Below are 22,507 nucleotides of genomic sequence, written 5' to 3'. Positions count from 1 at the left end.
ACGAGCTTATTTTGTTATTTGACTGTTTTTCTCGAAATTACGCAGAATCGCCACTTCTACACGACGGTTCGTTGCGCGACCGTCATTCGTCTTATTGGAAGCTACTGGCTGGAATTCACCAAATGCACGTGTGCTAAACTTACTTGGATCTAGCTTTTTGTTTTCCAATAGGATGGTCATAAAATTCATAGCACGCGCAGAACTGAGATGCCAGTTAGATTCGAATCGACTGTTTCTGATCGGTACATTATCCGTATGACCAGACACTGTTACTCGTCTTCCATCTGGCTCTAACAGCTTAGAAATCTCAGATGCCAAATTCCTTGCTTCCGGTTTCACCTTTGCACTGCCTGATGCAAAAAGGGCGTTGTCCATAATTGTAATTAGCAATCCTTCATCGGTGACCTTCGTGTGCAATTTGCCTGTAAGATTATTCTCTTTCAAATAACTATCCAACTGTTTTTTTAGCTGGTCAAGCTTCTCTGTTTCCTGTAGATATTTCATTTGTTGTTCATACTTGGTCTTGTCAACAACCTGCTCATTTCCCTCAGGCTTCATAAGGGATTGCTCTTCAGAGTTGATTGGCTCAACCGGTGAAGGAAAATCTAGTACACTGACTCCACCATTCAGAGCTGCATTAAATGATCCAGCTAATTGGCTAAACTTCTTAGCATCTACGGAACTAGCCGCAAACAATACGATAAAGAGGGCTAATAGCAAGGTTAGCAAATCCGAATAAGGAATGAGCCATGTTTCATCAATATGCTCTTCATGCTTCTTTTTGCGTTTAGCCATTAACGCCGACTCCCTCCTCGCTAGATCCCTCTTTCACTGCTTGGCGTTCAACAACTGGGATGTAAACCAGTAGTTTTTGCTCGATAGCAGTCGGAGAAACCCCCGCCTGAATGGATAGTAATCCTTCAATCATAATACGTTTTACTTCAACTTCTCGTTGTGATTTACGTTTCAATTTGTTAGCAAAAGGATGCCATATAACGTAACCTGTGAAAATACCTAGCAAGGTTGCTACGAAGGCAGCCGCGATAGAGTGTCCTAATGCCTCTACGTCAGCAAGATTCCCCAAGGCCGCGATCAAACCAATAACCGCACCTAGAACCCCTAGCGTTGGAGCATATGTACCTGCTTGGGTAAAGATAAGCGCACCGCTATGATGACGTTCTTCCATAGCACTGATTTCTTCATCAAGTACATCGCGAACAAATTCAGGCTCTCCACCATCAATAATCATCTTCATGCCATTGCGTAAAAACGGGTCCTGAATCTCATCAGCTGTATTTTCCAAAGCTAGCAACCCTTCACGTCTGGCAATACCTGCCCACGTCATGAATTGGCTTATCAGTTCACGCTTATCAGCTTCCAGTTGATTGGTAAAAAGGACTTTCATGATTTTGGGAATCCTTTTTACTTCTACCATAGGGAAGCCTACAAAAATAGTAGCAACCGTTCCAGCAATAATGATTAGAAAAGCAGCAGGGTTAACTAGAGAACTAATACTGGCTCCCTTTAAGACCATCCCAACAAAGACAGCCACAAACCCAAGAATAATTCCTATTACAGAAGACTTATCCATCAAGACACTCCCTATTCCCCGAAAATAATATCCCTATTTCTTATTTCGGTAAACAAGCCGGTAAGTATGAGTATAACTTGTTAGATAACCACATTTTTCCGTTATAAATACATTCATGTTCACGTTTCAGCCGTTTTTTTCCTTTTTAAAGATAGAAAAAACCTAGTGATGTTTCCACATCGATCCTAGGTTTTTTTCGGATGGTTTATTTTAAAAATTGAACGGTCTTACTTGTTGGTTGTAGAGCCTCGAATGTAAATCCTTGCTTCTTCAAATCAGCAATGACCTGTGGCAAAGCTTTCAATGTGCTTTCTTTTGCCTTGGTATCATGCATCAGGATAACCACCTCATGTTTGTTTGCACTGCCATTCTTCACATTTCTGATGACTTCTTGAGGGGTATAGCTATTCGATCTAGCATCACCGGAGCTAACATTCCAATCAAAGTAGGTATATCCTTGATTTTTCACTTCTTTCACAATATCATTCATGACCCATTTGTTGGCTCCGTAGATTGTGGTATCTTGCGCTTTCTTACTAACACCATTATTACTACCGCCAGGGAAACGAATCATGGTTGGTTTTTCCCCTGTGATTTTTTGGATTTCTGCTTCGGATTGTTTTAGATCAGTAAAGAATGCTTGCGGATTTTTATAAATTTTATTGTAATCATGGGAATGCGTATGATTACCAATGGTATGTCCTTCTGCTAGCATTCTGCGCAAGATTGCTTCATTTCCTTTAACATTGCGCCCTAAAACAAAGAATGTTGCCTTAATATTGTGTTGCTTCAAAACATCCAGAATTTGGACCGTAACATTAGATGGTCCATCATCAAAGGTAAGATGTGCTACCTTTTGAGAGGATACCGGTTTCGTTGCTGTCGTGTCCGGTTTTTGTCCTGATGTTGTTGGATTCGGATTTGGTTTTGTTTCTGTACCTGGTACTGGTGTCGTTACATCAGGTTTTGGGTTAGGCTTTGTCACCGGTTTCGTTGTATTCGGTTCTGGTTTTGGCTTTGGTTCTGGGGTTGGTTCTGGACTCGTTGTATCCGGTTTTGGTTCCACTGTTACCTTTTTACCTGAATCCACAATTGCTCCCATATACTCCTTGCCAATATCCTCGTAAATTAAATAAGGCAAGCGTTCCATTTTAAAGGAATTAACCATTGGAGCGTACAATGCTTCGAGTTCTTCTGGCGAAGCCTTACGCGCTAAAGCTTTTCGAAGTTCACTGCTTCCCATTATTTTGTCAAATTGTTCTGAATTGAACCGTTTATCTTGATTTTTCATAACAGATGAGGTTAGTTGGTTAGCGTATGCCAAGACATACATCCCTGTGCGTGCCGGATTAAAAGCATGGTAATCGATAATTTGCAAACGAACACCACCAGCAAACCCTTTGGTCTCAGGAACAAACACAACCCCCGGTAAATCTGCATCATTTAACATCTTAGCAAGCTGGTTAGCGTGTATCCCCTCTGCGCCTACCCATTTAAAGTTATCGCTATGCTGTAAGCCGATTCCCTCTCCAAGCCCTGTTGCTAGATAACCAAAGACAGAAGCTAGGTTAGGAACCTGCGGAGAGCTTTTCACCCATTTAAGGCCTGTATCCTGAAAAATCATCCCTCTTGCATAGTAATCCATGGGGATAATGGTAAGATGAACACCCATTTTTCTATTAAAAAACTGTGCTAGCTCCCCTATCGTCATTCCATGTGCCAATGGTAGCTCGTCCACACCAACAAAACTTAGATAAGGAGGTGTTTGGACTGGACCATCCACAATTTTTCCACCTAACGGATTAGGACGATCCAGAACAATTAGCGGCTTTTTATGTTCACGAGCCGCTTCCATCACATCATGTAACGTGGATATATACGTGTAGCTTCTCGCTCCGATGTCTTGCAAATCAAATACCAAAACATCAATATTTTTTAGCATATTGGCGGTTGGTTTTCTAGTTTTACCATATAAACTATAGACGGGAATATTCCAATCTTTATGTATATAAGATTCCACATAGGCACCAGCCCGAGCCTGCCCATCAATTCCATGCTCTGGACCATATAGAGCCGCTAAGGTGGCATTATGATATTTGGCCAGAACATCTATGATGCTTTGTCCCTGACTATTTATTCCCGTTTGGTTGGTAACCAACCCAATCCTTTTCCCATCAATAAGATGATGATATTTCGAGATTAGGACATCATCACCTAGCCTGATACTCGGTGGATTCGCGTAGGAATTTCGATCTGAGACGAACATCAGCATAATCAGACACGTGAGAAAAAGTATACCTTTGCGCATAATTTATAAATTCCTTCCTACGAAATAATTGCGAAATATATAAATAAATTTCTATATAAATGAGACTCTCTTTTTAACAAATAGTTTCATCTAGTATGAAAAAATAAGTCGATTGATGTAAAACTTGGGTAAAACGTATTATTTTGTTGAAAAATCTGATCAAAAACTAGTAACAAACGACTGATTTTGACATCATCATTCAGTCGTTTTTTGCTAGTTACAGTCCAACAAAGCAGCAAACAATCATTAAAACAATAATGGCAAACCTTTCATAACGCTCCTCTAACATTGTGAACACTCCTTTTTGGAATAAACCAGTTTTTTTAGGTAACGACAACAGTGTTTCCCTTGGTAAAATATATGAAAGCAATCGTCATATTGCTATTATTTTGGGCTAGCGTATTGAGAAGCGTATGCGCAGTACGACAAGCTTTCTCGATTCGTCTGCACGCTGGATATCACACGTATTGCGCTCTTTTTATTGTTAATCATTATGGATGAACGCTGATTCATCCGCTGTTACCTCCAGCAAAAAACCCGACTCCTGAACAAGCAGACGGGTCTTCATTCGGTTTAGGATTTTTCGATGATGGAAGATTCCCACTTACAAAATCATTTTTTGTAAATGTAGATCTCGCTTGTTTCTCAAATCGAAATATTCTGTTCCTTTCCGCACTAGTGGTCGCATGGGCTCGTCTGCATTTATGAGGACAATTTCTACCTCGTCACCATTACTAAGCAGGGCACGACTTCCGATATACATCGAGATAATCGACTGCATAAAGGTAGAGACAATTTTGGGATTTAATTTTCCTATGCATGCATCGTTCCATAGTAATTGGGCTGCTTCAAACGGTGATGTACGTTCTTTATAAATTCGATCAGAGCAAATTGCGTCAAACATATCAGCGATGGCTACGATCTGACAGGATAAGGGGATTTCATCGCCTATACGTTGCTCAGGATATCCACTGCCATCCATTCTTTCATGGTGCAGCAGAGCAATTTGGGCAAAAACGTCAGGAAATTCCCCGGATTTCTGGAATAAATCATGCCCGTACACCGTGTGAAGCTTCATGATTTCAAATTCGTCCTCCGTCAGCCGATCTGGCTTCATTACGATTTTTGACGGTACCAGCATTTTCCCAATATCATGTAATAAACCAGCAACCCCCATCATCTCTACTTCTTCTTGGGGCATGCCGACCAGATTAGCAATGATAGCCGATAAAATGCCAACATTAATAGAATGTCGATACGTGTAATTTTCTGACCCTTCTAGTAGATACAATGAGCGAAACAAATCCCTTTGGCTTATCACTTGGTCACGTAATGTTTCATATAGTTGTTCAAATTCATGGATGGGCGGCATGTACTGGTGTGTAACAGAGGTATATAAGCTCTTTAAGGTTTGCGTGGCATTCATATAGGTTTCAACCAAGTGATTATTAGCCGAAATTTGCTGAAATTGCTTACGTAGGTAACGATCGTCCTCTTGATTGTGAGGGATCTCTTTTACGTTAACCGACTGAAAGCCATTTCCTTTTAATTTAGCGATTTCTTTGGAGGTTAACACGGTGCCTTTGGATAAAAGAAGCACACCATATGCGTTATAGATATCCTCCGCCAGCACTCTTCCCTCTAAACTAAGATCCATATGTACTTGAACCAACGCCCTTTCCCCCCCTTTTTTGTATCCTCTTTACAAATATCGGCAAAATATAGTAACTAGTGAAATATTTTTCTGAGAAATAGAATAATAAAAACAACAAAAAGCTGGGCTCCTTGTAATGAGCTTCCAGCTTTTTTCTATAAAATCATCAAATTTTTTATGATCTATCTTGGAATATGCTTCTGTTGGGTTGAATCAGGCGAACAGCATGCGGATGAGCATTTTTTCTCCTGACTGCATCCAGCACATTTCCCCTTTTTACTCTTCTGAACATATCGCCACAAGGTCCACGCTGCATAACCAAAAATGAACGTTCCAATCACAATATTAAGTATCATGTTAAGCATCATTGTCCATCCCTTCTGTGGCTTCTTTCATTATCTAAAATCCGAGCAATGTCCCTACCTGATAGATAATGAACGATACTACATAGGCAATACCAAGTCCATAAAGCACAGAGAACCATGTCCATTTAGTAGAACCTGTTTCCTTTTTAATCACAGCTACTGTTGCCAAGCATGGAACATACAAGAGAACGAAAACCATAAAGCTATAAGCGCTTAAAGAGGAGTAATGTGTTTGAATGACAGCCTGTAGTGTATGATCATCTGGTGCTGCATAAATAATATTCATCGTAGACACTACTACTTCTTTTGCTAAGAAGCCCGTAATGAGGGCAGCCCCCGCTTGCCACGTTCCAAAGCCAAGCGGTATCAGCAGTGGCGCCAATCCTCCGCCAATCATCGCAAGGAAGCTATCGTTAAGCTCTACATCAAGCCCTGCTGGACCAGCATAGCTCAAGAACCAAATGACAATCGAGCCTCCAAAAATGAAGGTTCCCGCTTTTCGGATGAATCCCTTTCCTTTTTCCCACGTGCTACGAAATAAGGTACGTCCTTGTGGTATTCGATAAGGAGGCAACTCAATAATAAACATAGAGCCTTCCTGCTTTAATACAGTAGAAGAAAATAATTTTGCTAATAAGAGCGATAAAACAATACCTAATACATAGATAGACAAGACAATAGTGGCTTGATTAGCTGCAAAGAACGTTCCAACAAATAAACTATAGATCGGTAAGCGAGCCGAACACGACATAAGAGGTGTTAACAAAATGGTTAAAAGTCGTTCCTTGGGCTGTTCAATTGAACGCGCCGCCATGACTCCCGGTACATTACAGCCAAAACCGATAATCATGGGAATAAAAGCTTTTCCGTTTAACCCAATCATCTCCATAATTTTATCCATGACCATGGCAACCCGTGCCATATAGCCAGAGTCCTCGATAAGGGAGATAAGGAAAAATAATACAAAAATCTGCGGAATAAAAACAAGCACGCCTCCGACTCCGGCAACAACACCATCTAGTAGAGCCGCTTGCAAGAATTCAGAAACTCCGACTCTCTCCAAGGTAGCTCGCAGCCAATCTGTAAATGGCCCTCCCAGGAAATCATCGAAGGCATCAGATATCGGCGCCCCAATCCATTCAAATGTTAATTTAAAGGTGAGATACATAAACAATAAAAAGATAGGCAAGCCTAAAAATTTATGTGTTAAAAAGGAGTCAATGCGATCCGTCCAGGTTTTCTCCACCTGTCTTACCTGCTCCCTGCAACTAGAGATCATGTCATGAATAAGGGTACTGCGCACTTTGCGTATATATTGCTGGAGTGTACAGTTTTGGAAACTCTCCATTTTTTTGATGTTCGCTTCCGCTTGCTTGTAAATCTCTTCTAATCGGGCTCTTGATACATATTTCTCCAACAAATCAGACACTAATTGGTTGCCTTCTAAAAATTGCAGAGCTAACCAACGTTTCGGAGGTAGCTGTTCCAAGCTTGCCGGCAATAATTCCACAAGCGTAGTGATTGTTTCCTCAAGTACTTCTCCATAATTTACATGAAACGGACGATTTGGCTTTTGGACTACTTGACTAAAGCTATCAGCTAGCTGCTGGCATCCAGCCCCTGTACGGGCAACAATCGGCAGGACAGAGCATTGGAGCTTCTCAGCTAGCTTTGTCTCATCAATGGCAAAGCCTCTAGCTTTTGCAACATCTGTCATATTTAGTCCAATCACCATGGGTGCTCCGTATTCCAATAGCTGTACGGTTAAATACAGATTCCGTTCTAATTGCGAGGCATCTACAATATTTAAAAGCACGTCCGGATGGTGATCTATTAAATATTGAGTGGCCACACCCTCGTCCTTGGACAGAGGATTCAATGAATAGATTCCTGGTAAATCAATCAGCCGACCTTGTTTGTTACGGAGCAAGCCTATCTTTTTCTCAACAGTTACACCGGGCCAGTTTCCTACGTATTCATATGAGCCGGTCAGGATGTTAAATAGTGTGGTCTTCCCCGTATTTGGGTTACCTGCAAGAGCAATCGTAATCATTCACACACGACCTTTATCTGTTTGGCTTCATTTCGTCTAATCCCGATAATTTGACCTCCTGCTTCCAATGTATATGGACCGCCAAATGGCAGTATTTTTTTTATGCGGACAACCGTTCCTTCCATAATGTCCAAATCGATTAAGCGCCGCCTCACTAGAGCGCTCACTTGAGTAATATCTACGATTCTAGCGGAAATCCCCGCTTTAACATCTGCTAGTACCATTACCTATCACCTCGTTCTTAAAGCTGTGTTCCTATAAAGCTGTATTTCAATCCGAAACGATAATCATTATCAATCTAGTTGTATTATAGTTGACATCTAGTAGATTTAATGTGAAATAAATCACTACACCCAGCATAATTTACTTTCTTAACAACTGAGGTATCTTTTTTAGATAAAAGATAAAAGGTAGGATAAGATAGCATGAAGGCGGATTAAAAAAATAGGCTTTACCAGCCCATAGGAGCTAGCAAGCCTAAAATGTAGCGGAAAATAAGCTTAGGATTTCTCATGCTGTGCATAACGTTTTTGCAGTTTCTCACGATGAGATTGAAAAATATCTTCAAGGGCAATATCATACTTGTTCGCAATGACGATGAGGTTCCCAAGCACATCCCCTAGTTCTTCTGTTAACTCTTGTTTTTTTTCTATTATGGTTCCTATCTTTTCATCCGGCCGATCTCTCCCAATTTCCAGAGCTCTGATCGCCCTTGCTACCTCGCCCATTTCTTCTGCCAGAAAACCGATGCGAATAAAAATATCTAACTCCGACCATCCTCTTTGTTCATAATAATCCTTGACCCATTTTTGAAATTCTACGATGTTCAATTTAGCAGCCTCCTTACTCAAACGATTGCTTACGTTTATCTAAAAATTCTATATAATGTTACATGACAATACAACCCTACACAATTGGTACGAACTGAATGGAGGTACTTGCATTGAAACGTCTAGCTGTTTTCTGTGGTTCAAGTAATGGAGCACCATCGGCTTATCGGGAAGGGGCTGTCCAATTAGGCAAAGAATTGGCTAAACGAGGCATTTCATTGGTTTACGGCGGGGCAAGCGTTGGAATTATGGGCACAGTCGCTGACACAGTGTTAGAGGAGGGCGGCGAGGTAATCGGCGTCATGCCTAAGTTGCTCATAGAACGGGAAATCTCTCATCAGCATGTAACAAAGCTTTTCATTGTGGAATCCATGCATGAGAGAAAAGCCAAAATGGCAGAACTAGCAGATGGATTTATTGCGTTACCAGGGGGTCCTGGTACGTTAGAGGAATTTTTCGAGATCTTTACTTGGGCCCAAATTGGAATCCATCAAAAGCCTCTGGGTCTTCTCAATATTAATCACTACTATGATCCGCTACTCGCTCTATTTGACCACATGGTAACAGAGCAGTTCTTACAGGCAAAATATCGCTCCATGAGCATCGTGGATTCAGATGCCAAGGCTTTACTGGATAAGTTTGAAACGTATCAGGCCCCAACTGTTAAAACATATTAGTTGTAATTCTGTAATCTTTCAGCAATAAAAAAGGGAGGGCTACCATCGCCTTCCCTTCTCCCTTTATCTCTATTCTTGATTTCCTTCTAACACTGTCAGTCTTATTCCACTGTAATCTTCTTCATGACTGTTTCGTGCAGTTGGGGTGTATAGACATGGACAGTCACATCGTACGTGCCAGGTTTAGAGAACTTTTGCTTGGCCGCATATACCGCCTTCTCTCCCTGCTTAGCTTTCACTAGCTCGCGTGTACGTTGCCCCTCCAATTTTAATTCGATATCGACATACACCTCATCATAATTCTCCAGCCCACCCAATTTGGCAGTTAAAATCGTTTGCTCTCCTACCTTAGGAGGTGCTGGTTCACTGCTAAATTCTGCTGTTATATCTGGTTTAGGCCCTCTTGGTTCACACCCAACTAGCGCTAATACGCATAGGATGAGAATGAAGAGGGAAAGCAGGCTTCCTTTCCTGTTTTGGGGATTTCCCATCACTTTCAACCCTTTCATCCCTTCAGTACTCTTTTGCTGGCAAAGTGTGACTAGCTTAGCTTTATCTCCTGCCCCGCACGTTGTCCAAATGGAAAGATTTCTGCGAACGCTCCTTGTAAACCGAGAGTTCCGTATTTTTGTTGAAAGTGCTCTACACTTCCTTGCTGTATAATGCGTCCTTTTTGTAAAAAGATAGCTCGATCACACGCCAGTTCCGCAATATTAAGCTGATGCGTAGAAAAAATAACACTACTTCCTTCTCGCTTAATTTGTTGAACTAACTGGACAAACTCTTCCATCCAATAAGGATCAAGTCCGTTGGTAGGCTCGTCTAAGACCACCAAGGCTGGCTTTGCCAATATAGCCTGCGCAAATAACAAACGCTGCTGCATTCCTTTTGAGAACGTGCTGACACGTTTGTCTTGTACATCCGTAAGGCCAACTAATTCGAGCACTTCTTCGGTTCTTGTCACATTAATTTTACGCAAGGAAGCATAAAATTGTAAAGTCTCCCAAGCTGTCAGTCCATTACCGAAGTTGAACTGATCGGGCATATAGCCGATCTGGTTAGAATACTCAGTGCGATTTTCCTTCCAGCTCATGCCATTTACAGTAATGTTACCTTCAGACGGCTGTGTAATGCCTACGATCATCCGTAAAATAGTACTCTTCCCCGCTCCATTGCCGCCACATAATGCCACGATCTCACCAGCATCCATCGAAAGCTCAAATGGTTCAACTAATGTTTGCTGTTTGATTCGTTTACTCACACCCTTAATAAGTAAACGTTCCTTTTTCGATGCACTAGATTTTACATCATGCGTATCTACCACTTTATTTACTGCTTCAGATCTGCTACCCACGGTATCGCCTTCTTTCCCAGGCCAAGATAGATCCAGCCATCATCAATACCACCCAAAGCAGGCAAAAAACAGCGAACAAAGTCGTACCCATACTGGTCTTTAACCAGTCTACCCATTGGTAGTACTCGGGACCAAAAATAGAGCCGCCCCCCATTTTAATAACCATAAAAATACGAACTAATTCGGCTGGATTTAATATGGTTAAAATTTGCACCGCAGGCTTAATTGCTTGATAAGGCAACCAGCCCAGAACGGAGATCAATAGGGTAGGCCAAGCTAAAATAAACAAGAACCAAATGCTAACACCAACCGTTAAAGCCTGCCAACGATTCTGACAGAAGGTTCCGATCCATACGGCAATCCCTAAAAACAGCAAGATTAATAAGATAGAAAAAAGGAAGAAAAACACTAACAGTGAAAGCGTAAAGCCTTTGCCAAACAAAGCTCCTACCAATCCAGATAGGCCATATCCAAAACTGATAATCGCAATTAAAACAGCAGCTAGCCCCAGATATTTCCCACCAAGAAACGCGGATGTAGAGAGCGGATACGTAGAAAGTAACTGCCAGCTTCCTTCTTCCTTTTCCGAAGTAATAGAAAAGGAACCAAGCAGCAACGTCATCAGTGGTAATAAATATAAGATTAAATTAAGCATAGCTCCTGTCGTATGGGTATACCCCTCCATGTAGGCTTGGGCTTGAATCAACAACAAAGCTAGGCTAAATAGCGAGAAGAGGGCTAAGAATGAATAGGCCCACGGATTGCGAAATCCAATCTGTATTTCCCGCTTGGCGATATGGATAGCTTGCATATCAACACTTCCTCTATCTGTAGTCCCTCGGGCAAGTGCGCTTTAACAAATCGTCCTAGTGCCCTGCTCCACTAGCTGGTGTTTCAGTGGATGGAGTAGAGCCATTGTGTTCGCCTGCGCTTTTACCTGCATCGTGCTGTTGTGTTGAATGCCCCTCAGCTTTACCTGCATCATGTTGTTGTGAATGTTCGCCAGCCTTGTCTCCCTCTTTATGCTCCATATCACCATGATGCTTCTTATCACCGTGATGCTCCATTTGATCCATATTCATTTCCCAATTATGGCTGTTAAGCTGCTCTGCTGTCAGGATTTGGCCTTTACCTTGTTCTTTTACGAACGCTTCCGCAGATTGCTTATCTTTAAAAGAGTACACTCCGTAAGCCATTGGTGTTTTAAATTCTTTATCGTAAGCAAAAGTAGCATCGTTTAGATTCATCCACTCTTTCGTGTGGTAATCACGCACGAATTTCACGTCAATTTTTTCAGTTCCGTTCTTTTTAATCCAAGCAAACAGATCGCCGATGTCATCAAATTTTAGTGCTTTTCCATCCTTTAAAATGATTTCAGTTGCATTATGATCATCAGCGATTTGCATGTTGCAGATATCGCATTTATCAACGCTTTCATTAATCGCCACCGGCTGTGCTGACTGTCCTCCACAGCCTGTCATTAAAGCGGAAACCAATGTAATGCTTGCCCAAATCATATGTGTTTTTTTCATTTTGTACGAACCCCCATTAAGTAGATAAAATAAATGCTTCCTAAAAACATAATCGCACTAATCACAAGGATTATCGGCGAATGAGTTGTAGATGCTTGGTTTTGTTGCTCGATTGGCGTCATCAAAGGCTGTGGATCATGCAAAAATGCGCCAGAATGATCATCAAACATGCTCTCTAAAAATAATAGTCCCGGTGATTGAAAGAAAATCTGGAATGCCTCTACTTGATCTGTTAAAGCAAAGAAAAATGGATTAATACGGTAGGACAAATCGCTCTTACCATCCCCTTGCAAATCTACGCTTTGAGCACTGTCCCAATAATTCATCTGCAAAAGGTTATCTGTACTGCCTTGAGCCTCTGCCTGAGTTACGTTTCCAATAAAATGATTGCCTGTAAATGAATTGTCTTTCGATTCTTTCAATTGCAAACCGATGTAATTTTGCAATATTTGATTATAGGAAATTTCATTCTTTTCTGCCGCTTCTACATAAAGCCCAACGCGGTTTCCTTCCACGTAATTACGTTCCACTCTTGCCTTTTGCACATCAAACAGCAGGATACCTTGCGAGTTAACGCTCTCATTTTGCTTGGTGAATCGGTTATCTGTAACGATTGCATTGTCCGAGCCCATGACCATACCGCCAGTTACATTCCGATCGCCCTGATTGTGTATCAAGGTAACATCATTACTAAACATGAGATGATAGCCATAACGGGAATCGTAGACCATGTTTTTCTCCACACGGTTGTTGTGACTGGTCTCTACATAGATACCGTCAAACATATTTTCAACCAAATTCCCCATAATGGTATTGTTGTTGGCCTCTTTCAAGTCAATTCCATTTCCCTTTTTTCCTGGACTGCGTGTTTCATTTAAACCAGTAGGAATAGCTTTTCCCGCCAACAACCCTTTGATCTTGTTACCAATGATCTGGTTATGCTCACCGTTTCGTAGCTGAAGACCTGTTCCCTTTGTTTCAATCGTGAGCTCTTTTACTACATTTCGGCTGCCTTCCATTACTAGCGTAGCAGTCTCTGCACCTTGACGCTCATCTAATAAAGTAAGACCACGCAGACTTGCTTGGTTACTTTTCAAGGTGACTACAGGAGCATCCCCTTGGCTACGTACAGTTACGGTACCCTCTGCCGCTACATGAATCGGCTTAGTGATCAGGATAGGACCACTGTATTCTCCTGCTGGCACTTTGAGAATCGTATCCGTCTTAGCCTGATCAATCAGTTGTTGTAACTCATTTTTCATCTCCTTAGCTTGCGCCGGTCGTATGATGAAACCACTAGCTACCAAACAGGCCAGCATCAGAACCAAGCAAATATAACTACCTACCCTGAAAGCTGTATGTCGCCGCATAAGTCCCCTCCTTTTTGGGGTATGGTAAGCGCAGTCATCCAATCACGCCATTATTATGATAAATATGTCGCTATAACACAGCATGACTCGAAAGGGCTAGTGGGGTATGTCAAATGTGCTTCCTTTTGCAAAGATTTAATAAATTGGACAATATTTACTGAAAAGTAAGGAAACTCGTAAAAAAATAAGCCTGTCTCATTCCTTCAGACAGAGCTTATTTTATCAGAATTGGTTTATTTACCTTCTACTGCACGGTAAGCAGAATGGCATGTTGGTCCCACATGTTGGTTTAACGGGAATGCTTGGCGAATCGCTTCTGTAATGAAAGCCTTCGCTGTTTTAACAGCATCCTTCACTTCCGCTCCTTTTGCCAATTCAGCAGTAATTGCAGCAGAATATGTGCAGCCTGCCCCATGAGTAAATGTGGTATCGAATTTTTCTGTTTCTAAGATTTCGAATGACTCCCCGTCAAACAAAAGATCTACCGCTTGGCTATCCTCAAGACGACCGCCGCCTTTGATCAAGACATATTTGGCTCCCATCTCATGGATTTTCTTCGCCGCCGCTTTCATATCTTCAACCGTATTAATCTTTAAACCACTAAGAAATGCAGCTTCGGGCAAGTTAGGTGTTACCACCATTGCTCTTGGGATTAACTCTTCACGCATCGCTTTAATAGCTTGCTCATCTAAGAGAACAGTGTCTTCCCCTTTGCAAATCATTACCGGGTCAACAACAACCTTCGTTACATTATATTCAGCAATTTTGCGGGCAGCCAGCTCAATTACTTCTTTTGTTGCCAGCATCCCTGTCTTCAGGGCATCTACACCCACATAATGCATAGTTGTTTCCAATTGTGCCTCAATCGCTTCAAGAGGTTGCGGATAAACGAGATGGGCCCAGTTTTCATCCATAGCTACCAATGCTGTAATAGAAGTCATTCCATAAACATTGCGTTCCTGAAATGTTTTTAAGTCTGCCTGAATTCCTGCTCCACCGCTTGAATCTGAACCCGCGATAGTCAGAGCTTTATGCATAGTCATGTGCTTAAAATCCCCCTTGTACTATTCCTGCTTTATACCTGCTAGTATGATTGCTATTCTTCTTATATTGTAAACCTGATGCTCTCAACATAACAGAATAAATTTTAGAGAAGTATACTTTCCGATCATATTGTAAGAAGGTTCCTCTTAACCCCGATATTATTGTTTTATGTCATGATGGTCCAATTGCTACGCCTGAGGATGCCACTTATGTCTTAAAACATAAGACAGGTGTTGTCGGGTTCTTCGGGGCATCCAGTATGGAACGTCTCCCTACGGAAACTGCCATCACAGAGAATATGCGCCAATTTAAAAAGATAATAGAATAATCATATAAAAAAACTCTCCTGCACCTTCAACAAAGCGCTAGGAGAGTTTTTTCATTTTATATCTTATAGTTTAGCAAATTTCATTGTGTCGCGAGCAATCATTACCTCTTCGTTTGTAGGGATAATGAAAGCTTTAACTGGAGAATGATCGAAAGTAAGATCAGTTTCTTTACCACGTACGTTATTTTTAGAACGGTCGAAGTATACACCCATCCACTCTAATTTATCCAATACGCGACCACGGATGATATCACTGTTTTCACCAATACCGGCTGTGAAAATGATTGCATCTACACCGTTCATTTGCATAGCATAAGAACCGATGTAGTTACGGATTTTTTCTACAAAGATTTGTAGAGAAAGCTCGGCACGCTCGTCATTGTTCTCTGCTGCAGACTCGATATCGCGAAGATCGCTGGACAAGCCAGAAACAGCTAGAAGACCAGACTTTTTATTTAGAACATCTACTAATTGGTCAACAGAAAGACCTGTTTTTTGTTGTAGATAAGGAAGCAATGCTACGTCGATATCTCCAGAGCGAGTACCCATTGGCAAACCAGCAAGTGGTGTAAAGCCCATGGATGTATCAATGGATTTACCACGGTAGATAGCAGCCAAGGAAGCACCGTTACCCAAATGGCAGCTAATCAAACGTAGTTTTTCTACTGGACGATCCAATAATTCAGCAGCACGCTGCATTACATACTTGTGAGAAGTACCGTGGAAACCGTATTTACGGATACCGTACTTTTCATAGTACTCAGTTGGGATACTGTACAAGTAAGATTTAGCAGGCATAGTTTGGTGGAAAGCTGTATCAAAAACTGCAACCGCAGGAACGCTCGGTAGAATTTTTTGGAATGCAGTAATTCCCATGATGTTTGCTGGGTTGTGTAGAGGAGCTAGCTCAGAAAGCTCTTCTAGTTTTTTAATTACTTCATCTGTTACCAATATAGAATCTTTAAAAGTCTCGCCGCCGTGAACTACACGATGACCAACGCCATCTAATTCTGTAATATCTTTAATAGCGCCTTTTTCTGGATCAGTTAACAAAGCAATTAGTTTTTTTACAGCTACTTCATGGTCTTTCAGATCAAGCGTTTCTTTTAGCTTCTCTCCATCGCCTACTTGGAATGAAGACATGGAATCCTCCATGCCAATACGTTCCATTAGACCTTTTGCCAATACACGCTCAGAAGGCATGTCAAACAATTGGTATTTCAAAGAGGAGCTACCACAGTTTACGGATAGTACGATTGCCATATGATCACCTTTATCCTATCTTGTTGTTTGTCTTTCGTTGTCTCTCTCGATTAATGAAGAATCAGCATAGACCGATTTCATCACAATCTCTAGTAATCTACTTTAGCATGAATCCTCGTATCTGTGAATGTTATCACAAGAAATTCAGACTCTTTCAAAAAATGTTACTTTTAGTATGTCCAAAACGATACAATCGTACTCAGCGCTCGTTCATCATCCTTCTTCGCGTACCGCGGCTATGCTTTTCCCACTTCCTTTTGCATATGAATAATGAGCTGACGAACGAGTTCCCTCCCTCTAAATTTGGGTAGCATGGCAATATTTCCTAACATGGTCGTATCTTTATGCCCACTTGCTCTTTTCGTAATGGAAGGAACAGCAAATCCTTCTCTACATTTTTAACATAAAATCTAGGAATTAGGCCTCTTTGCTCGTAAAACATAATGACCTCAGAAATAACCGACTCCGGATTTTCGATGGGCAGTTCAACATATGCATTAGAAAAGGAATAGACAAGCTTAGAAATTGAATGTTAATTTTTTTAAAAGCCTCTATCATAACTCTTTACACTGCCTATACCTTTTTAATAATTCTCGTTACTTTTACCCCATTTGATCTTTCCTAAAATCCCGTCCATTAATAAGCTCCAGCCTTTTCCTCTCTTCCTATCACTATCATTCCTTTTGTAAAAAAACTCGTTTCTCTTTCATAGAATCTTCATCCCAGCTTAACCTCATCTCCTGACAAGCTCTTTACAATGAAAAGCGAAAACGAGCTTTTAACAAGGAAAAGGAGCGATTCAACCAATGGAAGTAAACCGTCGTCAGTTTTTAACATTTCTTGGAACCGGCACCGCTGCTCTCGCTTCATTGGCTACAGGGATTCCGACCCTTGCCAAAGGAGAGTCCATTTCTGGGAAAACAGCAGATCATCTATTTGGCCTTCAATCTCCTCCTAAAGCCTTTCATCCGAAATTCACCCCGATTAAACCAAGCACAAAGGATGACGTCATTCTTCCCCAAGGCTTCACTTACAATGTCATTGCCCTTTATGGTGATAAAATTAACGCTTCCGGCGATACTTTTGGTTTTAATGCTGATTTCAACTGTTTCCTGCCACTGAACGGAAAATCAGATCATGGTTTACTCTGGACGAATCATGAATATTGCGGTGAGCTAGAATACTATGTAAATGGCTATGATAACCTAAACGCTGATCCCCAAAATAATAAACGCACGCAAGAACAAATCAGTAAATACCTGTACGCATTAGGCGGGTCTGTCATTGAAATTAAAAAGGAGCAAGGTAAGTGGACATTGGTTCCTACCTCCAACTATGGTCGCCGTGTTAGCGGATTAACCAAACACCTCATGACAGGCCCTGCCACTAGCCTGGCGAAAGAAGTAGTCGGTACATTTGCCAACTGCTCTGGGGGTGTCACCCTGTGGAATTCTATTTTATCCTGTGAAGAGAATTTTCAGGATGTGGTCACCGATTGCAAGCTTGCTGACGAGCGCCACTATGGCTGGGTAGTGGAGGTGGACCCATTCGATCCAAACTCTACTCCTAAAAAGCATACGGCACTTGGACGCTTTTCGCACGAAAATACCGCTATGACACTAGCTCCTGGTGGTCAATTAGTGGTATACATGGGCGATGACGCGACTGATCAGTACGTGTATAAATATGTATCTAAAAATAAGTACGATAAGGCTAAAGGTAAAGCCAACAGCAAGCTGCTAGAGGAAGGCACGCTGTATGTGGCCAATTTTGCAAAGGGGAAATGGATAGCTCTCGATTACCACAAGACCGAAGCCTTGCAAAAAGCTGTGGACAAAGACAAAAAACCGCAATTTACTTCCCAAGCAGATGTGTTGATTAACTGTCGCATCGCTGCAAAAGTAGCTGGTGGGACACCAATGGATCGTCCCGAAGATGTGGAGGTTCATCCGATTGATGGTTCCATCTTTATTTCCCTAACAAACAATAAAAATCATAGTAACTTTTATGGTCATATCATGCGCCTGTTTGAAAAGAATAACGATCACGCTGGCGTAGAGTTTGATTTTGAAATCTTTGCGACAGGTGGTCCGCAAAGTGGCTTTGCGGCTCCAGATAATCTGACCTTTGATAGTGCAGGCAATCTGTGGGTCGTGACTGACATCTCCTCTGGTTCTATGAATACGGGAATCTACCGTGCCTTTGGGAATAATGGAGTCTATTTTATTCCTACTTCTGGTGATCATAAAGGCGTAGCTAGTCAGTTTGCTTCAGCCCCAGTTGGTGCGGAGATGACAGGACCTTGGTTTACACCCGATGAAAAAACTTTATTTTTATCCGTTCAGCATCCTGGTGAAAATTTAGAGTCTTACGATAAGCCAACCAGTCACTGGCCTCGCGGGGCATCCTCTCTCGCTTTGCCAGGAGTAATTGCTATTCATGGATTTTAGCCGCTACACCTGCCTTTGAAGATAGATAGACACTCTATATTAAGGAAGGGAGATAAATCCACATGCTATCATCTATTGGGATTCCAGGTCTTATCCTGATTTTAATTATTGCATTGGTTATCTTTGGCCCTAGCAAGCTGCCTGAGATTGGTCGTGCCTTTGGACGTACCCTAAGTGAATTTAAAACAGCAGCCAAGGATTTAACCAAGGACGAGGAACCGGACCAGTCCTCAGAACCAGCGAAAACGCCAGAAGCAACAAAAGCTATGGAGCCAGCTAAAAAAGAGGTTTCCTAAATTGGTTTGTTCGAATCTAGTTGAAAGAGGTAGAATTTCATTGGACCCTTCCAACACTTCAAGTCATATCTTCGACCATCTAAGCGATATGCGAAAACGGATTATTATTGTCATTGCCACATTTTTGATCAGCTTTGTTATCTGCTTTTTATATGTAGATTTTATTTATCAATTCCTCACGAATCGTTCTGGAGAAAAGCTGACCATCTTAGGCCCTACCGATGTACTAACCATTTATATGAGGCTATCTGCATGGGCCGCCGTCGCGATTACGATTCCGTTTGCAGCTTTTCAGATATGGGGCTTTGTTTCTCCAGCTCTAACCACTAGAGAACGTCAGGTAACATTGATGTATATTCCCGCTCTGTTTCTGTTGTTTATCAGCGGGGCAATGTTTGCCTATTTTATCTTGTTCCCTATGGTGTATCAATTCGTGCTTGGATTGTCCAACAATAACTTTCAGCTCTTAATTACGGCTAGCGACTATTTCAGCTTTATGCTCGCTTTTTGCTTACCCTTCTCGGTACTATTCGAGCTTCCACTGGTGGTTTTATTTCTCAGTCATTTGGGTATTGTGAATCCGTATCGGTTAGCAAAATTACGCAAGCCCGCTTATTTTCTACTATCCATCATTTCTATCTCGGTAACTCCACCAGACATCATATCGGACATCTTGGTACTTGTACCGCTGATTGGGTTATACGAATTAAGCATTGGAATCTCAAGAATAGTGTATCGTAAAAAGCTAGAGAGAGAGCAGATTACCCCAGGGTAGTCGAATTGTTAAAAGAGGCGGCCCATCTCCGATCAAAATCGGGATGAAGACCGCCTCTTTTGCTATATAATGCTCATTCTATCGATTATCCACTTTCTCCGGATACATGTCATGATTCATCATGCGATGCTCTGCCATCTCTTCAAATTTAGTGTCTGGCTTCCCGTAATTGCAATAGGGATCAATCGAAATACCTCCGCGTGGAGTGAATTTCCCCCATACCTCAATATATTTTGGGTCCATTAGCTTGATTAAATCGTTCATAATAATATTCATGCAATCCTCATGGAAATCACCATGATTGCGGAAACTAAATAGATACAGTTTTAAGGATTTGCTTTCAACCATTTTCTTATCAGGTATATAACTGATATAAATGGTTGCAAAATCTGGCTGACCTGTCATCGGACAGAGGCTGGTGAATTCGGGGCAATTAAATTTTACCCAATAATCGCGATATGGGTGCTTATTGTCAAATGCTTCCAAAACATTTGGATTATATTCATAATGATACGCTGTCTGTTGATTGCCAAGCAGCGTTAAATCTTTTAATTGCGGGTTGGTAGATTGATTATTATGGGTCATCTTCATGAAACTCCTTTAGCTCTTTTTCTCACATCTGGAAGGCACATTTCGGTCAGACGATATTACACGCCTCGTTTATTGCCCCACAGCAGGGTGTGTAGCTGTGGTAGAACTTTGGCATTGTTAAACTCTTTGGTCATGGCTACCTTGTCCACCAACCATTCCAATGATTGTAGTAACTGATCACGCAAGTCTTCTCGTTCACCTTCAATATCAGCCAATTCAGGATTCCCTACTTGCAAATAAAACGGCACCTGCGGATAACGCTGATGTAATTCTTTTGCATACTGGAAATCCTCATTGTCAAATACAACCACTTTCATGCTAACCTGTTGATCAGTTGATAGAAGAGGGTTGTCAGTAAGCTTGGCAACTATTTCATCCAGTCGGTCTATATTTGTCGTCATCCCGGAGCTAGGCGGTTTCGGGGATAAGGTGATATCATCCACTTCAGCTAACCATTCCTGCCATCTGCTCCCCTGGGTTTCTACACCAATGCGAATGTTGTGAGAATGTAGCAACTGGACTAGTTCTCCAAGCGGGGCCAGCAATAGCGGATTTCCCCCTGAGATCGTGACATGCGAGAAGCAGTCTTTGCCAAGCTCCTGTAGCTGATTCCAAATTTCCTCCGCTGTCATCATGCTGATTTGCTCTTTAGCCGAGCCATCCCATGTAAAGGCAGAATCACACCAACTGCACCGATAATCGCAGCCAGCCGTACGTACAAACATGGTTTTTTGCCCAATAACCATTCCTTCTCCTTGGATTGTCGGACCAAAAATTTCTAGCACAGGAATGCTACTCATGATACATCCACTCCCGGCGCATTTCGGCGTAGCTAGTCGGTGTCTCGAATAGCCGTACAAATTCCACACGTACATCCTGTTCGAGATAAATAGAGCTATTGGTAAGCGACTCTTCCATTTTTTCAAAAATCCACACTACCATATTTTCTGCTGTTGTATTCATTGGTGGTAACGTTTCATTTAAATAACGATGATCTAAATAAACCTCGATCTGTTCCTTCCAGATCGTTTTAATGTCTCCGAAGTCTACGGTAATCCCAATTTCATTGGGACGACCACTAATGCCAAACACAACCTTATAGGTGTGTCCATGTAAATTCTTACATTTCCCTTCGTAAGCATGCAGATGATGAGCGGCATCAAAAGTGAATTCTTTACTTACCAGCACTCGCTTTTGATGATAACGCAGCTCTTTTTTCTGGATATCCTGTTCATATCGCTGCAAGCGTTCGACAATGCGAAAATCATAGAAGTTTCCCATTGTTCGCTCGCTCCTCTTCGTACGCTTCCAGGCCTGCGGCACGCAACTGGCAAGCAGGGCATTCCCCACATCCATCGCCAATCACTCCGTTGTAGCAGGTCAAGGTTTTTTCACGGATATACTCAAACGCACCCAGTTCATCGGATAGCTTCCACGTCTGCGCTTTGTTTAGCCACATAAGTGGTGTATGGATCACAAATGGATAATCCATCGCTAACTGCAACGTGACATTGAGTGATTTGATAAAGGAATCTCGACAATCTGGATACCCGCTAAAATCGGTTTCACAAACACCCGTGATGATATGTCGAGCGCCAATTTGCTTAGCGTAGACCGCTGCAAACGACAAAAAGAGCAGATTGCGTCCATCCACAAATGTATTGGGGATTTCACCTTCTACTTGTTCAATCGCGACATCATCGCGTGTCAACGCATTAGGAGCCAATTGGTTTAACAGACTCATATCCATAATCGTCTGCCCTACACCTTGTTCCTTGGCAATTCGCTGCGCACATTCAATTTCTTGCTTGTGACGCTGGCCGTAATCAAATGTGACTACTTCCACCTCACCAAACTGTTTTAATGCCCAAAACAAACACGTTGTGCTATCTTGGCCACCACTAAATACAACCACCGCTTTGTCTTTTTTCATCTCGCTTCATCCCTTTCGTGTTCTTGAAGAATCGTTGTCTTCAAGGGTCTACGAAGAAAGAGCGTTCTTGAACTTTCATATGAAACTTGTCCC

24 protein-coding genes are annotated in these 22,507 nt (G+C 41.8%); 5 read left to right on the top strand and 19 right to left on the bottom strand.

The genetic code is table 11. From position 1 onward, the window contains the following. Positions 1-6: 6 nt before the first annotated feature. From motB to BRLA_RS03180, 8 genes are all read right to left on the bottom strand, one after another. The gene (gene motB / locus BRLA_RS03215) at positions 7-795 is read right to left on the bottom strand and encodes a flagellar motor protein MotB (RefSeq protein ID WP_003335510.1); all 789 of its coding nucleotides are present in this window, start codon (positions 793-795) and stop codon (positions 7-9) included. Further along, entirely contained in the window at positions 788-1,591 is an 804-nt protein-coding gene (gene motA, locus BRLA_RS03210) for a flagellar motor stator protein MotA (protein ID WP_003335511.1), read from the bottom strand. The genes motB and motA overlap by 8 nt, the downstream gene beginning before the upstream one ends. Before the next feature lie 205 nt (positions 1,592-1,796). Further along, positions 1,797-3,899, bottom strand: a complete 2,103-nt coding sequence (locus BRLA_RS03205; RefSeq protein WP_003335512.1) for an exo-beta-N-acetylmuramidase NamZ domain-containing protein — start codon at positions 3,897-3,899, stop codon at positions 1,797-1,799. 604 nt (positions 3,900-4,503) lie between these two features. Beyond that, positions 4,504-5,571 carry an HD-GYP domain-containing protein gene (locus tag BRLA_RS03200; RefSeq protein WP_003335515.1) on the bottom strand — a complete coding sequence of 356 codons (1,068 nt, stop codon included), beginning with the start codon at positions 5,569-5,571 and terminating at the stop codon, positions 4,504-4,506. Positions 5,572-5,735: 164 nt separating this feature from the next. After that, positions 5,736-5,909, bottom strand: a complete 174-nt coding sequence (locus tag BRLA_RS03195) for a FeoB-associated Cys-rich membrane protein (RefSeq protein ID WP_081870837.1) — start codon at positions 5,907-5,909, stop codon at positions 5,736-5,738. 43 nt (positions 5,910-5,952) lie between these two features. Further along, positions 5,953-7,971: a ferrous iron transport protein B gene (feoB, locus tag BRLA_RS03190; protein WP_003335517.1), complete on the bottom strand. Its 2,019-nt coding sequence runs from the start codon at positions 7,969-7,971 to the stop codon at positions 5,953-5,955. Further along, positions 7,968-8,195: a FeoA family protein gene (locus BRLA_RS03185; protein WP_003335518.1), complete on the bottom strand. Its 228-nt coding sequence runs from the start codon at positions 8,193-8,195 to the stop codon at positions 7,968-7,970. Before BRLA_RS03185 ends, feoB begins: the two co-directional genes overlap by 4 nt. Before the next feature lie 276 nt (positions 8,196-8,471). Then, the gene (locus BRLA_RS03180; RefSeq protein ID WP_003335519.1) at positions 8,472-8,801 is read right to left on the bottom strand and encodes a MazG nucleotide pyrophosphohydrolase domain-containing protein; all 330 of its coding nucleotides are present in this window, start codon (positions 8,799-8,801) and stop codon (positions 8,472-8,474) included. Positions 8,802-8,914: 113 nt separating this feature from the next. Between BRLA_RS03180 and BRLA_RS03175 the strand changes: the two genes are divergently transcribed. After that, positions 8,915-9,478, top strand: coding sequence for an LOG family protein (locus BRLA_RS03175; protein WP_003335520.1), 564 nt, complete (start codon positions 8,915-8,917; stop codon positions 9,476-9,478). 101 nt (positions 9,479-9,579) lie between these two features. Here the strand turns inward: BRLA_RS03175 and BRLA_RS03170 are convergent, their stop codons facing one another. The 6 genes from BRLA_RS03170 to pdxK all read right to left on the bottom strand — a co-directional run bounded on the left by BRLA_RS03170 (position 9,580) and on the right by pdxK (position 14,777). After that, positions 9,580-9,987: a FixH family protein gene (locus tag BRLA_RS03170; protein ID WP_233882622.1), complete on the bottom strand. Its 408-nt coding sequence runs from the start codon at positions 9,985-9,987 to the stop codon at positions 9,580-9,582. Positions 9,988-10,019: 32 nt separating this feature from the next. Further along, a complete protein-coding gene (locus tag BRLA_RS03165; RefSeq protein ID WP_003335523.1) occupies positions 10,020-10,832 on the bottom strand; it encodes an ABC transporter ATP-binding protein in 813 nt (270 codons plus the stop codon). Then, complete coding sequence (locus BRLA_RS03160) at positions 10,825-11,643, bottom strand: ABC transporter permease (protein WP_003335524.1); 819 nt, start codon at positions 11,641-11,643, stop codon at positions 10,825-10,827. The genes BRLA_RS03165 and BRLA_RS03160 overlap by 8 nt, the downstream gene beginning before the upstream one ends. A gap of 55 nt (positions 11,644-11,698) precedes the next feature. Beyond that, positions 11,699-12,364: a nitrous oxide reductase accessory protein NosL gene (locus BRLA_RS03155; protein ID WP_003335525.1), complete on the bottom strand. Its 666-nt coding sequence runs from the start codon at positions 12,362-12,364 to the stop codon at positions 11,699-11,701. Further along, positions 12,361-13,734, bottom strand: a complete 1,374-nt coding sequence (locus tag BRLA_RS03150) for a right-handed parallel beta-helix repeat-containing protein (RefSeq protein WP_003335526.1) — start codon at positions 13,732-13,734, stop codon at positions 12,361-12,363. The genes BRLA_RS03155 and BRLA_RS03150 overlap by 4 nt, the downstream gene beginning before the upstream one ends. Positions 13,735-13,967: 233 nt before the next feature. Then, entirely contained in the window at positions 13,968-14,777 is an 810-nt protein-coding gene (gene pdxK, locus BRLA_RS03145; RefSeq protein ID WP_003335527.1) for a pyridoxine/pyridoxal/pyridoxamine kinase, read from the bottom strand. A gap of 101 nt (positions 14,778-14,878) precedes the next feature. Here pdxK and BRLA_RS22970 point away from each other — a divergent pair, with 101 nt between their 5' ends. Continuing rightward, on the top strand, positions 14,879-15,106 hold the full coding sequence (locus tag BRLA_RS22970) for a phosphoenolpyruvate hydrolase family protein (RefSeq protein WP_423752632.1): 228 nt from the start codon (positions 14,879-14,881) through the stop codon (positions 15,104-15,106). A 63-nt stretch (positions 15,107-15,169) separates the two neighbouring features. On the opposite strand, the gene BRLA_RS03140 is transcribed toward BRLA_RS22970, so the two are convergent. Continuing rightward, positions 15,170-16,369 (bottom strand): acetate kinase, encoded by a 1,200-nt coding sequence (locus BRLA_RS03140; protein ID WP_003335528.1) that lies wholly within the window; start codon positions 16,367-16,369, stop codon positions 15,170-15,172. Positions 16,370-17,175: 806 nt separating this feature from the next. Here BRLA_RS03140 and BRLA_RS03135 point away from each other — a divergent pair. The 3 genes from BRLA_RS03135 (at position 17,176) to tatC (ending at position 19,890) form a co-directional block, all read left to right on the top strand. After that, positions 17,176-18,819 carry a PhoX family protein gene (locus BRLA_RS03135; RefSeq protein ID WP_003335529.1) on the top strand — a complete coding sequence of 548 codons (1,644 nt, stop codon included), beginning with the start codon at positions 17,176-17,178 and terminating at the stop codon, positions 18,817-18,819. Between the two features lie 62 nt (positions 18,820-18,881). Further along, positions 18,882-19,115 (top strand): twin-arginine translocase TatA/TatE family subunit, encoded by a 234-nt coding sequence (gene tatA / locus BRLA_RS03130; RefSeq protein WP_003335530.1) that lies wholly within the window; start codon positions 18,882-18,884, stop codon positions 19,113-19,115. Positions 19,116-19,155: 40 nt separating this feature from the next. Continuing rightward, the gene (tatC, locus tag BRLA_RS03125) at positions 19,156-19,890 is read left to right on the top strand and encodes a twin-arginine translocase subunit TatC (protein WP_041752468.1); all 735 of its coding nucleotides are present in this window, start codon (positions 19,156-19,158) and stop codon (positions 19,888-19,890) included. Between the two features lie 78 nt (positions 19,891-19,968). Here the strand turns inward: tatC and queF are convergent, their stop codons facing one another. The 4 genes from queF to queC all read right to left on the bottom strand — a co-directional run bounded on the left by queF (position 19,969) and on the right by queC (position 22,414). Further along, positions 19,969-20,475, bottom strand: a complete 507-nt coding sequence (gene queF / locus BRLA_RS03120) for a preQ(1) synthase (protein WP_041751932.1) — start codon at positions 20,473-20,475, stop codon at positions 19,969-19,971. Between the two features lie 62 nt (positions 20,476-20,537). Continuing rightward, positions 20,538-21,281: a 7-carboxy-7-deazaguanine synthase QueE gene (queE, locus tag BRLA_RS03115; protein ID WP_003335534.1), complete on the bottom strand. Its 744-nt coding sequence runs from the start codon at positions 21,279-21,281 to the stop codon at positions 20,538-20,540. Beyond that, positions 21,274-21,762 (bottom strand): 6-carboxytetrahydropterin synthase QueD, encoded by a 489-nt coding sequence (queD, locus tag BRLA_RS03110; RefSeq protein WP_003335535.1) that lies wholly within the window; start codon positions 21,760-21,762, stop codon positions 21,274-21,276. The genes queE and queD overlap by 8 nt, the downstream gene beginning before the upstream one ends. After that, positions 21,746-22,414, bottom strand: a complete 669-nt coding sequence (gene queC / locus BRLA_RS03105; protein WP_003335536.1) for a 7-cyano-7-deazaguanine synthase QueC — start codon at positions 22,412-22,414, stop codon at positions 21,746-21,748. The genes queD and queC overlap by 17 nt, the downstream gene beginning before the upstream one ends. Between the last annotated feature and the right edge of the window lie 93 nt (positions 22,415-22,507).

It is taken from the genome of Brevibacillus laterosporus LMG 15441, assembly GCF_000219535.2.
GTDB classification, from domain to species: Bacteria; Bacillota; Bacilli; order Brevibacillales; family Brevibacillaceae; genus Brevibacillus_B; species Brevibacillus_B halotolerans.
This window is presented reverse-complemented; position numbering and strand designations above follow the sequence as displayed.

Coding starts and splice junctions, on each gene's coding strand:
- motB (WP_003335510.1), bottom strand. CDS start 795: ATGGCTAAACGCAAAAAGAAGCATGAAGAGCATATTGATGAAACATGG.
- motA (WP_003335511.1), bottom strand. CDS start 1,591: ATGGATAAGTCTTCTGTAATAGGAATTATTCTTGGGTTTGTGGCTGTC.
- BRLA_RS03205 (WP_003335512.1), bottom strand. CDS start 3,899: ATGCGCAAAGGTATACTTTTTCTCACGTGTCTGATTATGCTGATGTTC.
- BRLA_RS03195 (WP_081870837.1), bottom strand. CDS start 5,909: ATGATACTTAATATTGTGATTGGAACGTTCATTTTTGGTTATGCAGCG.
- feoB (WP_003335517.1), bottom strand. CDS start 7,971: ATGATTACGATTGCTCTTGCAGGTAACCCAAATACGGGGAAGACCACA.
- BRLA_RS03185 (WP_003335518.1), bottom strand. CDS start 8,195: ATGGTACTAGCAGATGTTAAAGCGGGGATTTCCGCTAGAATCGTAGAT.
- BRLA_RS03170 (WP_233882622.1), bottom strand. CDS start 9,987: ATGAAAGGGTTGAAAGTGATGGGAAATCCCCAAAACAGGAAAGGAAGC.
- BRLA_RS03160 (WP_003335524.1), bottom strand. CDS start 11,643: ATGCAAGCTATCCATATCGCCAAGCGGGAAATACAGATTGGATTTCGC.
- BRLA_RS03155 (WP_003335525.1), bottom strand. CDS start 12,364: ATGAAAAAAACACATATGATTTGGGCAAGCATTACATTGGTTTCCGCT.
- BRLA_RS03150 (WP_003335526.1), bottom strand. CDS start 13,734: ATGCGGCGACATACAGCTTTCAGGGTAGGTAGTTATATTTGCTTGGTT.
- pdxK (WP_003335527.1), bottom strand. CDS start 14,777: ATGACTATGCATAAAGCTCTGACTATCGCGGGTTCAGATTCAAGCGGT.
- BRLA_RS03140 (WP_003335528.1), bottom strand. CDS start 16,369: ATGGCAATCGTACTATCCGTAAACTGTGGTAGCTCCTCTTTGAAATAC.
- BRLA_RS03135 (WP_003335529.1), top strand. CDS start 17,176: ATGGAAGTAAACCGTCGTCAGTTTTTAACATTTCTTGGAACCGGCACC.
- tatA (WP_003335530.1), top strand. CDS start 18,882: ATGCTATCATCTATTGGGATTCCAGGTCTTATCCTGATTTTAATTATT.
- queF (WP_041751932.1), bottom strand. CDS start 20,475: ATGACCCATAATAATCAATCTACCAACCCGCAATTAAAAGATTTAACG.
- queE (WP_003335534.1), bottom strand. CDS start 21,281: ATGAGTAGCATTCCTGTGCTAGAAATTTTTGGTCCGACAATCCAAGGA.
- queD (WP_003335535.1), bottom strand. CDS start 21,762: ATGGGAAACTTCTATGATTTTCGCATTGTCGAACGCTTGCAGCGATAT.
- queC (WP_003335536.1), bottom strand. CDS start 22,414: ATGAAAAAAGACAAAGCGGTGGTTGTATTTAGTGGTGGCCAAGATAGC.